Genomic DNA, 13,479 nt, shown 5'->3' with positions numbered 1-13,479 from the left:
TTATAAAATTTCCGATAATAGAGCTTTTTGAACATGAAGTCTGTTGCCAGCCTGCTGGAAGACAGCTGAATTCGGTCCATCAATCACATTTGCTGTAACTTCTTCTCCCCTATGTGCTGGCAAGCAATGAAGGAAAGTGAAATCATTCTTCGCATTTTTGACAAGACTCTCGTTTACTTGGAAATCTGTGAAGTCTTTCAGTCTTTTTTCATTTTCGGCCTCTTGCCCCATACTCGTCCACACGTCTGTATAAATAGCATCTGCACCATTTACAGCTTCATATGGATTATTTGTTATCGCTACATTTCCTCCGCTAGCAGCAGCAAACCCTTTTGCCTTATTAACGATATCTGCATTTGGTTCATAACCAACTGGAGTGGCTACCGTAATATTTACTCCTAGTTTTGCTGCGCCAATCATTAATGAATGGGCAACATTATTTCCATCACCAACATATGCTAGCTTTAACCCTGCTAATTCACCTTTAGTTTCCTGTAAAGTTAATAAATCTGCTAATGCCTGACATGGGTGGTACAAATCTGTCAGCCCATTAATGACTGGAATCGTTGCATGTAAAGCAAGCTCTTCAATAGTTTTATGCGAAAAAGTACGAATCATAATGGCGTCTACATAATGTGAAAGAACCTTAGCCGTATCAGCAATGGACTCCCCTCTTCCTAATTGGAGATCTTGACTATTTAAATATAAAGCCTGACCCCCAAGCTGAATCATGCCAGCTTCAAATGAAACTCTCGTACGTGTAGATGATTTCTCAAATATCATCCCTAGAATTTTACCCTGTAAGGGAGCAATGTGTTCACCAAGCAATGCTGCATTCTTAAGCTTCTTAGCTTTTTGAAGTAAACCACTTATAACCTCTGGAGAGAAATCTGCTAAAGCTAAAAAATCATTTCCTTTAATATTAAGTTTGTTATCTGCTGTTTGAATTGAAATAGCCAATTCAATCACTCCTTTTATTTGTATTTTTTTCCAATTTTATTTGACGTTTAATATTTCCCAAGCAATTTTTAGTCGAAGCAACGATGGATTTGATTTATTTAGAGCATACTTATAAATAAATTTATTTTCAAAGTAGTTTTATAATCCTTTTCTGATGTATTTTTATTTAATATTATTTATTTTTATGCAATTTATTTTAAAAATTATCAGCCTATACGGCTGTTTTAGAGAATTTTTTTATTACTGTTTTAATTATATTTACTGCTTCATCCATTTCGGAAATTGATACCGTTAAAGGCGGCAAAAGCCGTAATACATTACTGCCTGCTGGCAGGGCTAACAATCCATTTTCCCTAAGTTCCTTTAATAAAACAGGCAAATCAATAGACGTTTCAATTCCGAACATGAAGCCAAGATTTCTAATTTCATTAATCTCTTCTAATGAACCTAAATCACTGCATATTTTCTTTAACAGATATTGACTGTTGTTTAGGACATTCTGTAAAAATTCCTCTTGAAATATAATTTCCATTGTAGCAATAGCCGCAGCAACTGAAAGGGGATTTCCGCCAAAGGTTGACCCATGGCTTCCAGGTCCAAAGACTGTTTCTAGTTCCTTTCTCCCGATTACTGCTCCAATTGGCAAGCCATTTCCTAACCCTTTCGCAGAGGTGACAATATCAGGTGTTAAGTTAAATTGCTGAAATGCAAACGGTGCACCTGTCCGCCCAATCCCAGTTTGAATTTCGTCAATAATGAAAAGGGCATTATACTCTTTACATAATTCCTGAACACCCTGTAAAAACTCTTGCTTTCCAATATGAATTCCGCCCTCACCTTGAACAACTTCAAGCATTATGGCAGCTGTTTCGTTATCCATCGCCTCTTTAAGTCCATCTAAATCATTAAAAGGCAAGTAGACAAATGTTTCAAGCATAGGACCAAAACCGGTTTTTATTTTATCCTGTCCTGTTGCCGACATGGTGGCAAAAGTCCGTCCATGGAAAGAATTCGTAAAGGTAATGATTTTCTTTCGGCCAGTAGCTTTTCTAGCGAGCTTAATTGCCGCTTCATTCGCTTCAGCACCACTGTTTGAAAAAAATACTAAATCCATCTTAGCACCTTCAGCTAGCAGTTTTGCAGCCTTCTCTTGCTCCCCTTGAATAAATAAATTGGAAACATGCCAGAATCGGTCCAGTTGGCTGCTGATTGCTTTTTGCACGACCTCAGGGCGATGGCCTAGATTGCAAACTCCAATTCCTGCTGTAAAATCCAAATATCTTTTTCCGTTTTTATCTATCATTACACAGCCTTCTGCCTGCTCTGGCTCAACGTCCCAACGGGCATATGTCGGAAATAAATGGCTCATTTTAATACCCTCTCTTTGGCATTGATTTCTGTTCCAATCCATTGTAAACCATCAAAAAATCTCTTTTTTCCTGAAACAATCATCACACTTTTTATTCCTTTTTCGATAGAGGCTACAGCTGATTTAACCTTGGGAATCATTCCGCCAGTGATTTGTCCTTCATTAATGTATCTATCTATCTCTTCAGTATTTGTTTGAAGCACGATGTTGCCATCAATCATAATCCCATCTACATCTGTGACAAAAATACAATGTTCAACCTCTAATGCATTTGCTACAGCTGCTGCAGCAAAATCGGCATTTATATTTAGCTTTGCTCCATCTTCGGTAACTGCAATTGGCGTAATGACAGGAATAAATCGGTCTTGCAAAAGCATGGTGATTACCTCTTTGTTCACCTTCGTAACATCACCGACAAATCCAAGCTGCTCCTTGTCAAGAAACTCCCCTTGCAAGACCCCTCCGTCACTTCCATTTAAACCAAAACCCTTTAATCCATAAGACTGGAGTTTAGCTACTAGTTTTCTGTTTGTCTGACCAGACAAAACCATTTCGACAATTTCAAGAGCTTGTGAAGTTGTCTTACGAAGCCCTTGAACAAATTCATGAGGGACCTGAAAAAGATCAAGCATTTTATTAATATCAGGTCCTCCCCCGTGTACGAATATAAGCTGGTAGCCTTGTTTTTCTAACTCTATTAAACTTTCAAAAAATATTGGGGTTAGTTCATCCATCACACTTCCACCGCATTTAATAACGATTGTTTTCATGTGACTTCCCCCTTACGAACGGTAACTTGCATTAATTTTGACGTAATCATAGCTTAAGTCACAGCCCCAGGCCTTACCTGCTCCAGTTCCTTGGTGAAGATCAACATAAATATGAATTGTTTGGCTGCGCAAATATTCGCTTGCCTCTTCTTCTGAAAATGGCTGTGGCTCACTATTCTTAAGCATTGTAACTGGCCCAATCGCAATGTCGACAGTATTAGGGTTTATACGAACCTTTGACTGACCTATAGCTCCGATGATTCTTCCCCAGTTAGCATCTTCTCCATATACTGCTGTTTTCACAAGGTTTGACCCTACAATTTGCTTAGCTACTTGTCGTGCCTCAAGATCACTTTCTGCACCTTTTACATCCACTTCAATTAATTTCGTTGCCCCTTCGCCGTCTTTCGCGATTTGCTTTGCTAGGCTTTCACATGTCTTCGAAAGTAGTTGCACAAACTTTCCCCAATCAGGGTGATTAGGTGTTAATGACTTATTTCCGGCCATTCCATTGGCCATTACAAGAACCATATCATTTGTCGATGTATCCCCATCAACTGTTATTTGATTAAATGTCGTATCTGTAACAAGCCCTAGAGCAGCTTGAAGATGTTCACTTTCAATATGAGCATCTGTAGTTATAAAGCCTAGCATTGTAGCCATATTCGGATTGATCATCCCAGAGCCTTTAGCCGCCCCGCCCATTGAAATCGTTAAACCATCAATAACTGCGCTGTAGCAACAATTCTTCATCACAATATCTGTAGTTAGAATCGCTGTTTGAAAGTCCTCACCATGCTTAGAGTCGTTATCCGGCTGTAAATTCTGAATCCCGATTTCAAGCTTATCCATTGGCAAATACTCACCAATAACTCCCGTTGATGCGACTGCTACGTAGTGCTCCTTTAATCCAAATTTTTCTGCTGTCCATTTTCTCATTTGGAAAGCGTCTTTTATTCCTTTTTCCCCGGTACAAGCATTTGCACAAGCACTATTAACAACCACTGCTTGCAGCATTTTCTCCACTTCAATGCTTTCTTGTGTTACTTTTAATGGTGCTGCCTGAAAATGGCTAGTCGTATAAACAGCAGCGCAATTTGCTGGAATTTCGCTAATAATAATCCCTAGATCTTTTTTTGAATACCTTAAACCTGCATGCACCCCGGAAGTATTAAATCCTTTTGGAGAAATGATACTTCCTCCTTTAACCTCTTTTATGGATACAGATTGAGTAACAGCTTGCATTTCTTCTTCCTCCTTATGGATACATTGGAATAAAATCTAAACCTGCCGTTTCTTCAAAACCACAGATAATATTTGCATTTTGCACAGCCTGCCCTGCTGCACCCTTCATTAAATTATCAATAACAGAAATAATCGTTAATCTTCCGGTCCTTGGATCGACATGAAGACCAATATCACAGTAGTTGGAGCCAGCCACCTCTTTTACCGATGGGAATGTATTTTCCGGCCTAATGCGAATGAACGGATTTTCACGGTAAGTTTCGTTATACAACTCTAGCAGTTGGGAGGTATTTAGATCTGCTGATAATTGAGCATAGGCTGTGATCATGATTCCTCTCGTAATTGGCAATAGATGTGTTGTAAAGGTAATTGGACTTATATCGTTATTCCATCTTGAAAGCTGTTTCTCAATTTCAGGCGTATGCTGGTGTTCATTAACCTTATAAACTCTAAAGTTCTCATTTGCCTCTGAAAAACTAGTATTTCGGGCTAATGATCTGCCGGCACCTGATACTCCTGATTTGGCATCGATTATAATACTCGATGGATTAATCAGCTTTTCTTTTACGACTGGGGCCAGGCCCAATAGTGTAGCAGTCGGGTAACATCCAGGATTGGCGATTAATCTGGAAGCTCTAATCTCTTCTTTGTACCATTCTGAAAGTCCATAGACGGCTTTGGCAGACAAAGATTCATTAACAGGTTCATGTTTGTACCATGCCTTATATGTCTCTGCTGGTAATCTTAAATCGCCAGATAGATCAATAACGGTTATATTCTTATTTTCAAATTCATCAGCTAAATGTCCGGAAATTCCCGATGGCGTAGCAAGAAAAACTATATCTGATTGTTCAGCGATCTTACTTGAATTAATGTTCTGCAAGTTGTCACCAATGATTTCAAAGAGGTGGGGATATTCTTTCCAAATCGGAATATCTTTCTTAGATGAGTGGATTGATTGTATTTTAAATTCAGGATGCCTATGTAATATCCTCAGCAGCTCTGCTCCTCCATATCCCGTTGTTCCAATAATTGAAACGTTCATAGCTTCTCCCTTCATTAACCATGTTGTATATTTAATCATTTTTTTTTATATTTATGAATTAATATTTCTCTTATTATAGAAAGGATGGAAGATAAAATCAACTGTTTTTTGTTGAAGTTTTTTATCTTTACAATATAATAGTGTTATTATCCCTAAAAGATTGAATTATTCTAACGTTATAGGTTCGTTTTTCCCACGGACAGACACTACGGGAAAAGGTGGTTTATCAAATGGAGTCTCAAATTGAGTTTTCTAATGAGCTTAAAGAGTTATTACTAACTGTTAATCATAAAAGAAAAATTGAAAAAGGCACCTTTCTATTCCAAGAAGGGATGAAAGCAAGCGAACTGTTTATTATTGAAAGCGGTTTAATTCAAATAAGTAAAATCGTTCCAGATGGGCGTGAGCTTACTTTAAGAATGTGCTCTACAGGTGATATCATTGGGGAGCTTACACTTTTCTGTTCAGCACCAAGGTACATGCTAAGTGCAAAGGTAATTGAGGCTGGAGAGGTTGCGGTTATCGCTCAAAGTGAATTAGAGGAAAGGTTAAAACAGGAGCATAAGCTAGCACTTGAATTAATGAAGTGGACAAGCCTTCAATATCGAAAAACACAAACTAAATTTAGAGATCTCATTCTCCATGGGAAAAAGGGTGCCCTATATTCAACATTGATTAGACTTTCCAATAGCTATGGAGTGATTTCCGAAAATGGAATTACGTTAAGCATCCCATTAACGAACCAAGAGCTCGCTAATTTTTGCGGAACATCCAGAGAAGTGGTTAACCGGATGTTAGGAGAACTTCGAAAAAAAGAAATTATTTCGGTAGAAAAAGGAGTCATTACTATCCACAGCCTTAACTATTTAAAAAACGAAATAGACTGTGAAAACTGCCCAGTTGAGATATGTAATATTGATTAGCTCAAAAAAAAACGCTTAGTCGAAGCGTTTTTTTTATTGTATGGCATTAAGAACGATGATGAAAAAATAAGCGGCGTTTACAATCTCAAGAATGCCTAATTTGGCCATCGTCAAGCCTTTGCCGTAAAAAATGACGGCTCTAATTAGGCTTGGGATATAGGCTGCCACTACTATCCAATTGCCCGTCATGATCCAGACCATAATAATCGCTATATGAAATAACCAGGATATCCATTTATACTTTTGGTTTTTCTTTTCTCTTATCATTGTTTTTACAAAAAAGGTGCTGCCAGTGAAAAATAAAATTGAGGCAAAAAAGACTATCCAAACCTCACTAATCAGGTCTCCATTTGAAAGAAAGCCACTAGCTAACCCTGCTATTGAAAACACAATAATAGCACTCAAATCATTGCCTAATGCACGATCCCTGTTTTTCGATGAATAATAGGCGTTAAGGGTAAAGAAAGGAATCATAACCAGCCCAAATATCACTATGGAAGGTCTTTCCCATAATGGTATCAAGAGCAATATCAAAGCCGGCACTACATAGATAATCGTCCATTTTCGATAGAAATTTATCTTTTTCCTTTTAAATAAAAGGAGCATTGGATATGTAGCTAAATACAGTAATAGCCAGCCAAAGAAAAAAGGGATATGTATCCACATGAAATCATTTGCAGCAACTCCCAGCCAAAACGGGATCATTAGCATCGCCCAAGCCCCGTGCTGTTTTGGTAAAAATAGCTTCACTATTTTCTCCTCCCTTTGGAATGCTGACTTTACTATATCTGCTAATTCATTTTCGTTAAGTGAAAATTATCACAGAAAGGAATAAAACCGCCAAATTGTGACGGTTTTGAGGCGTTTACATTTTATTTACTTTGCTGGTTTATTAGGAACTTGATAATCCATTCTACCCCTGCCTTATCATGGATAGAAAAAAATGGAATGTTAGGATAAGCATCTCTAATCGTGGCATTTTCCTCATCCCAATACAAAGCTGCTTTAATATTCGTTAAGGTTGTAAGAAGTTTATAGCTATCAAGCGATCTCAGGATAACAATTTTCGGATAACTGGCATGCTTATGGCCTTCAATAATAATAAAGTCTGGGTTAAATTGCTTTAGGATCACAAGCTGCTCATCAATCGTCCATTTTATTTTCTCGGCTTGGAGAAGGATTCTTCCATCCCCCTCCACAATAGCTGCGAGTGCCCCAGAAGAAATATGCTGACTAGAATCCTTCGTTTCAAGCAGTTCAGGCTTTCCTCCATGCCCATGATGCTTAACCGTTGCGGCTGTTAATTCATGTTTCGTAAGATGAGTAATAATTTTATTTACAAGTGTTGTTTTTCCGCTGTTTTGGTAACCAACCACTTGAAAAACATATGGAGACGTTACCATGGCCACTCGCTTCCGTCATAGTCCTCAAGCAGCAATACATCCACTTCAGAGCCTGCTTGAAAGCCCCTCGTTCCCCCTGGAAGAATCATTAAGGAATTAGCTCCGGCAAGGCTCATTACGATATTGGATTTGTCTACACCACTTGGAAAAACCAATAATTTTCCGTCCTTTACAGTGACAGTACTTCTAACAAAGCGGGTAAAAGGATTTGCTTTTGCAAATTCAACCGTAAGTTCAGCCTTCTCTTTCCGAAGATGAGGCTTTTCAGCAAATAGCATTTTCCTTATGATTGGACGGGTAAATAGTTCGAAACCAACATAGCAAGCGGATGGATTTCCCGATAAACCGAATAAAAGCTTTCTTTCTAACTGTGCTACAGTCGTCACACTGCCAGGCCTCATGGCTACTTTGTTAAAAAGCACTTCAGCATTCATTTTACTATATATGGCTGGGAGATAATCAAAGTCACCGACTGAAACTCCACCTGTTGTGATCAGTATATCTACTTTATCTAAAGCTGATTTTACCGCTTCATAGCATGTGTCAAACTCATCAGGAAGTTTACCAAAATACTTAACTTCTGCACCCGTGCGTTCTATTTGGGCAGCAATCATATAAGAGTTGCTGTTTCTTATTTTGCCAGGCTGTAGCTGATCATCTACATCCAACAGCTCAGTTCCTGTAGCATATAGACCTACTACCGGCTTTTTTGCAACCGGAACCTTTGCATAGCCAAACGTGGCTAGTATGGCCTGAATTCCTGGATTTATTTTTGCCCCTTTTTTAATAAGAATGTCCCCTTCTTTTGCATCCTCACCTCGGAATGAGATATTATCCCCAGGATTGAATGAACGTTTAATGGACATATAATTTTTCCCATTTTTTTCAAAGCCTTTCGTTAACTCAAGCATTACAACGGCATTACATTCTGCAGGCATCTGTGCCCCTGTCATAATGCGAACCGCCTGGAATGAGCCAACCATTTTACTTGTCACGTGTCCAGCACCGATATGATCAATAACTTCAAATTCTATGGGATTGTCTGGTGATGCTTCTTTCGTATCGACCGCTCTGACAGCAAAACCATCATATGGAGAACGGTCAAAATGAGGCACATCATTAGTGGCAGTTATATCTTCTGCCAAATACCTTCCGAAACTCTCATTTATTGAGACGTATTCTATGTGACCTGTTTTTTCAAAGTTCATTACCCGCTGAACTGCTTCACCAACAGGAATGGGATTTCTTCTTTCAACCATTTTATCAGCTCCTATAGAGACATCATTATCCTTATATTATAGGTGTATTGATGTTGATTTCATATAATATAGCTCACACTAAATTTCTATTATTTGTCTATAATTTTCATAAGTGTGATTACAGTCACCAGCTAACAATGAAATATCGTTTATGCTGTATATGTAAATAAAGCTTGATTAGGAGGATTATCATGACCATGGCTTTTTCAGAAACAACATTAGTAAAGGATATAGTTAATGAACAACCGAAAACAAGTGATGTATTTAAACGCTATCGTATAGATTTTTGCTGCGGCGGAAACATTCCATTAATAACGGCTGCAACCGAGCTGTCCGTTAACATGGAGCAATTAATGGCAGACTTAAACGAAGTATATGTTAAAGAAGAAAATCAAAAGGACAATATGGAAGTATGGACGGACAGTTCATCTGAAGAAATTATCAACCATGTCATGCAGCATTATCATGTTCCATTATTAAATGAACTTACCCAGTTAAGTCCATATGTAACAAAGGTAGCAAAGGTACACGGTGATCATCACCCTGAGCTATTGAAGGTATATGAGCTATTCTATGAGTTCAAGAAGGAAATGATTGAACATACAGCAAAGGAGGAAGACACAGTTTTCCCATTGCTGAAACAATTAGAAGATCCTGAAGTTCCTAACCGCGAAGAGATTATTAACTACATTAAAGAACTTGAGAAGGAACATGACCACGCTGGGGGACTTTTAAGACAGCTAAGAGAAACGACATCTGATTATGAGCTGCCACTGGATGCTTGCGGAACGTATACGCTCGTGTACAAGCGTCTTGAAATGCTTGAAGGACAAACATTCATGCATGTACATTTGGAAAATAACATTTTATTCCCAAGATATTTTTAATCATAATGTTGCGAAAGGAAATCGGCGATTGGTTGCCGATTTCTTTTTTTTATAAAAAAACATCCCAGACTAGGCAGGGATGTTTAACCACCAATATAGGACATCTCAATTTTCTTACGATTTTTTGCTGTTTCTTCAGTCCGTTCGTCTGAATAACGGTCTTTTCTACCGCTCCAAATATCGATGATTCTGTTTCTTATTTCAGCTTCTGACGCACCGTTCCTCATAAACGCCTTCATATCATGCCCATCTCCATTAAACAGACAGGTGAAAATCTGTCCATTTGCTGACAGTCTTGATCGCGTGCAGCTTGAACAAAAGGATTCCGATACAGATGGAATAAACCCTACATCCACATTTGTCCCTTCATATCGATAACGTTTGGCAACTTCGCCATAATAATCAGGATCAACAGCGTCCAATAGGAAGTGCTCCTTTAAGATTTCATAAATTTCCTTCTTTGTGAAAACATCATCCATTCTCCATCCATTTGTGCTGCCAACGTCCATATATTCTATAAACCGAAGCTGTAGTCCGTGTTCTTTGCAAAATTTTGCCATCGGTACGATTTCAGATTCATTTAATCCCTTTTTTACGACCATATTAATTTTTACGAAGAGTCCTGCCTCTTGGGCAGCCTTAATTCCATTGAGAACTTCTTGAACCGCAACATTTCTGCCATTTATTTTTCCGAATAACTCGTCATTTAATGAATCTAAGCTAACATTTACCCGTTGTAACCCGGCTTCCTTTAAATCATTTGCAAGCCTTGGAAGCAAGACTCCATTTGTCGTTAATGCGAGATCCTTTAGCCCATCTATTGCCGCAAGCTTTTTCACGAGAATCGGCAAATCCTTTCGAAGCAATGGTTCTCCGCCTGTAAGTCTGATTTTTTCTACACCAAGATCTACAAATATTTTCGCAAGAAGTTCAATTTCCTCATATGTTAATAGTTCGCTTTTCGGCAAAAAAGCAAAATCCGGTCCAAATTTCTCTGCAGGCATACAATACGTGCAGCGAAAATTACAGCGGTCAATTACCGAAATCCTCAGATCTCTTAGTGGTCGATTCAATTGATCTTTAACGATTGATTTTTCCATCCTATCAACTCCATTGAGGGTGACCTCTTTTGAAACATTGTAGCATACTATATGCCTTTATTAGGCCTTTCAGTTAAATTTAGTTAAAAAAGCCAAAGAGGGGAACTTTAGTAATTGGGCAAGGTTTAACTCATATAATACTTAATATAATATGCTCTTTCAAAAAATTATATACAGTTTGAAGAGTGAGTATAGACCAACTACCAGAGTCACCTTTTTTATCCAACTTTTAAGATGTTGCTTTTTTCCTTAATGTTTTTGGAATGTATACGCAGAAAGGTTCACTTTCCATATAATCTCCTGTGACTGCATACGCACGGGAACGAGAGCCGCCGCAAACATATCTAAATTCACATACTCCGCACTTGCCTTTGTATTGATCTGGATTTCTTAAATTCTTGAATATAGGTGATTCCCTATAGATTTCAGCTAAAGGCTGCTCCCTTACATTCCCTGCTTTAATTGGCAGGAGCCCGCTTGGGTAGACGTCTCCAATATGTGAAATAAATACGAAGCCATTTCCGTCATTGACGCCTTTAGGAGCTCTGCCAAGACCATCAATGGACCCAGTTAATCCTTGTTGAGTCAAAGCATCTAAATATTTAATGTCACCGTTTTGTGCATGTTCCTCTCTCATTTTATTCTGAATAACAACACGGCGATAATGCTGGGCTGCTGTTGTTTTTATATCAAAGGATACCCTTTTACTTAAATCATATAGCCACTTAAATACCTTTTCATGTTCAACAGGTGAAATCATATCACTTTCCTGTCCCCTGCCAGTTGGAACTAGGAAAAAGACACTCCAGAGAACACATTTCAAATCTTCTACAACCTTCGCCATCTCATCTAAGTAATCAATATTATAACGAGAAATAACAGTATTTATTTGAACAGGTATTTCAAGCTCATGCAAATACTTAATTCTTTCTATTGTTAAATCAAACGATCCTGCTGTTCCTCGAAAATGATCATGAATCTCAGGGGTTGGACCATCAAGACTGAAAGCCCAGCGTGATAATCCTACTTCCTTTGCTTTCTCAATTGCTGCTTTTGTCACATTTGGAGTAGCACTCGGGGTCATTGAAACACGGACACCTTTGTCCACTGCATATTTCGCAATATCAAAAACATCCTCCCTCATCAATGGGTCACCCCCGGTAAAGACAAGCATCGGATTATTCATGTCATAGATTTGATCAATTAATTCCTGTCCTTCTTCAAATGATAATTCACGGGGATCTCTTCTATATTGAGCCTCTGCCCGGCAATGAAGACATTTTAACTGACATGCTCTAGTTAATTCCCAAATCACAATAAAAGGATCTTTATTAAAATCGCGGCTAAAGGACATTAGAATCCTTCCTCTCTTATTTCACTATTTCCATTGCAATTTATCGCAAGGATTTTTATCTAAATATTGATTGCAATTGTAGTATAAGGGATAATGCAGAATAAATTAGTGAGAAATCTCACATTGAGGATTATCAGATAGTTGGATCTTTCTTAACTGGACATATATACTTGCTAGATTGGAGTAATTGGACAGGTTTTTGACTAAATAGCAAAGCATGTCAGATAAATTTGTTTTTTTGGACAGCTTTTCGACTAATTCCCAAACCTGTCCAGTAAACCATAGTTATCGGATAGCTCTTCGACTAATTCCCAGAACCTGTCAAGTAAACCGTAGTTATTGGACAGCTTTTCAAACTAAATCCCAGAACCTGTCCAATAACCATTTCGATTATTTAGTTTAGTCAAAATAAAACAGCAAGAGCATAAGCCCCTGCTGTTTTATGATATCGTAATGACTTCATATTTGGATGCAAGATCGATAAACGCTGGCATCCCGCTTATTTTACCGGCAATTAATTTATTTTCTACTCCGTAATAGTCTACACAAGTTTTGCAGGCAATTACTTCTACTCCCTTTTCCTCCAGCTCTTTAAGATGAACTGAAGCAAAGGATTGTTCAGTTAATGCAAATACACCGCTATTCATGCAAAAAATCGCTGCAGGTAATTCCTCTCTTTGCTTTAACAATGTAAAAAAGGTTTCAAGAACGCCTTCACCAAGCTCCTTATCTCCTTTTCCAAGCTGATCTGAGCTAACTAGAATGACTTTATTCTTCATCAGCCTCTCACCTCTAACGAACCCCTAAAGCAATCTTGGCATATCGAGACATTCTATCCTTTGACCATGGCGGATTCCAGACAATATTTACTTCCGTCTCTTTCACTTCTGGAATATCTGCTAGAGCACTCTTTACATTTTCTACAATTGTTCCAGCAAGAGGACAGCCCATTGACGTTAAAGTCATATCAACGGTCGTCTTTCCCTCTTCATCCATCTTAACATCGTATACCAATCCAAGATTAACGATATCCACACCAAGTTCTGGGTCAACTACTAGCTCTAGAGCACCCATAATACTATCTTTTACCTCTTGATCCATCTGCTATAACACTCCTTCTTCTATGTTTCTAATTATTATCTTATCAAATATAATCTTGAATAT

General features: G+C 38.2%; 14 protein-coding genes. 2 read left to right on the top strand and 12 right to left on the bottom strand.

Annotated elements, in window-relative coordinates:
* From argF to argC, 5 genes are all read right to left on the bottom strand, one after another.
* Positions 1-960, bottom strand: coding sequence for an ornithine carbamoyltransferase (gene argF / locus V7127_RS02825; RefSeq protein WP_335354219.1), 960 nt, complete (start codon positions 958-960; stop codon positions 1-3).
* Between the two features lie 211 nt (positions 961-1,171).
* Positions 1,172-2,329 carry an acetylornithine transaminase gene (locus tag V7127_RS02820; protein ID WP_335483389.1) on the bottom strand — a complete coding sequence of 386 codons (1,158 nt, stop codon included), beginning with the start codon at positions 2,327-2,329 and terminating at the stop codon, positions 1,172-1,174.
* Entirely contained in the window at positions 2,326-3,099 is a 774-nt protein-coding gene (argB, locus tag V7127_RS02815) for an acetylglutamate kinase (RefSeq protein ID WP_335354217.1), read from the bottom strand. The genes V7127_RS02820 and argB overlap by 4 nt, the downstream gene beginning before the upstream one ends.
* 12 nt (positions 3,100-3,111) lie before the next feature.
* Positions 3,112-4,344, bottom strand: a complete 1,233-nt coding sequence (gene argJ / locus V7127_RS02810) for a bifunctional ornithine acetyltransferase/N-acetylglutamate synthase (RefSeq protein ID WP_335483387.1) — start codon at positions 4,342-4,344, stop codon at positions 3,112-3,114.
* 13 nt (positions 4,345-4,357) lie between these two features.
* Complete coding sequence (argC, locus tag V7127_RS02805; RefSeq protein ID WP_335483425.1) at positions 4,358-5,389, bottom strand: N-acetyl-gamma-glutamyl-phosphate reductase; 1,032 nt, start codon at positions 5,387-5,389, stop codon at positions 4,358-4,360.
* Between the two features lie 230 nt (positions 5,390-5,619).
* Here argC and V7127_RS02800 point away from each other — a divergent pair, with 230 nt between their 5' ends.
* The gene (locus tag V7127_RS02800) at positions 5,620-6,312 is read left to right on the top strand and encodes a Crp/Fnr family transcriptional regulator (protein WP_335483385.1); all 693 of its coding nucleotides are present in this window, start codon (positions 5,620-5,622) and stop codon (positions 6,310-6,312) included.
* Positions 6,313-6,345: 33 nt separating this feature from the next.
* On the opposite strand, the gene V7127_RS02795 is transcribed toward V7127_RS02800, so the two are convergent.
* From V7127_RS02795 to V7127_RS02785, 3 genes are all read right to left on the bottom strand, one after another.
* A complete protein-coding gene (locus V7127_RS02795; RefSeq protein WP_335483383.1) occupies positions 6,346-7,062 on the bottom strand; it encodes a YwiC-like family protein in 717 nt (238 codons plus the stop codon).
* Positions 7,063-7,184: 122 nt separating this feature from the next.
* On the bottom strand, positions 7,185-7,715 hold the full coding sequence (mobB, locus tag V7127_RS02790; protein WP_335483422.1) for a molybdopterin-guanine dinucleotide biosynthesis protein B: 531 nt from the start codon (positions 7,713-7,715) through the stop codon (positions 7,185-7,187).
* Entirely contained in the window at positions 7,709-8,974 is a 1,266-nt protein-coding gene (locus V7127_RS02785) for a molybdopterin molybdotransferase MoeA (protein ID WP_335483381.1), read from the bottom strand. Before V7127_RS02785 ends, mobB begins: the two co-directional genes overlap by 7 nt.
* Before the next feature lie 191 nt (positions 8,975-9,165).
* On the opposite strand from V7127_RS02785, the gene ric reads away from it, so the two are divergent.
* Entirely contained in the window at positions 9,166-9,861 is a 696-nt protein-coding gene (gene ric, locus V7127_RS02780) for an iron-sulfur cluster repair di-iron protein (protein WP_335483379.1), read from the top strand.
* Between the two features lie 83 nt (positions 9,862-9,944).
* On the opposite strand, the gene moaA is transcribed toward ric, so the two are convergent.
* From moaA to V7127_RS02760, 4 genes are all read right to left on the bottom strand, one after another.
* Positions 9,945-10,961, bottom strand: coding sequence for a GTP 3',8-cyclase MoaA (gene moaA / locus V7127_RS02775; protein ID WP_335483377.1), 1,017 nt, complete (start codon positions 10,959-10,961; stop codon positions 9,945-9,947).
* Between the two features lie 229 nt (positions 10,962-11,190).
* Positions 11,191-12,315 (bottom strand): TIGR04053 family radical SAM/SPASM domain-containing protein, encoded by a 1,125-nt coding sequence (locus tag V7127_RS02770; RefSeq protein ID WP_335483375.1) that lies wholly within the window; start codon positions 12,313-12,315, stop codon positions 11,191-11,193.
* Between the two features lie 440 nt (positions 12,316-12,755).
* Complete coding sequence (locus V7127_RS02765; RefSeq protein ID WP_335346349.1) at positions 12,756-13,094, bottom strand: DsrE family protein; 339 nt, start codon at positions 13,092-13,094, stop codon at positions 12,756-12,758.
* 13 nt (positions 13,095-13,107) lie between these two features.
* Positions 13,108-13,416 (bottom strand): metal-sulfur cluster assembly factor, encoded by a 309-nt coding sequence (locus V7127_RS02760; protein WP_315668212.1) that lies wholly within the window; start codon positions 13,414-13,416, stop codon positions 13,108-13,110.
* Between the last annotated feature and the right edge of the window lie 63 nt (positions 13,417-13,479).

Origin of the sequence: Bacillus sp. JJ1773 (assembly GCF_036962035.1) — a bacterium.
Classification (GTDB): domain Bacteria; phylum Bacillota; class Bacilli; order Bacillales; family Cytobacillaceae; genus Cytobacillus.
The sequence above is the reverse complement of the archived record's forward strand: the minus strand, read 5'-3'. Positions and strand labels throughout refer to the sequence as shown.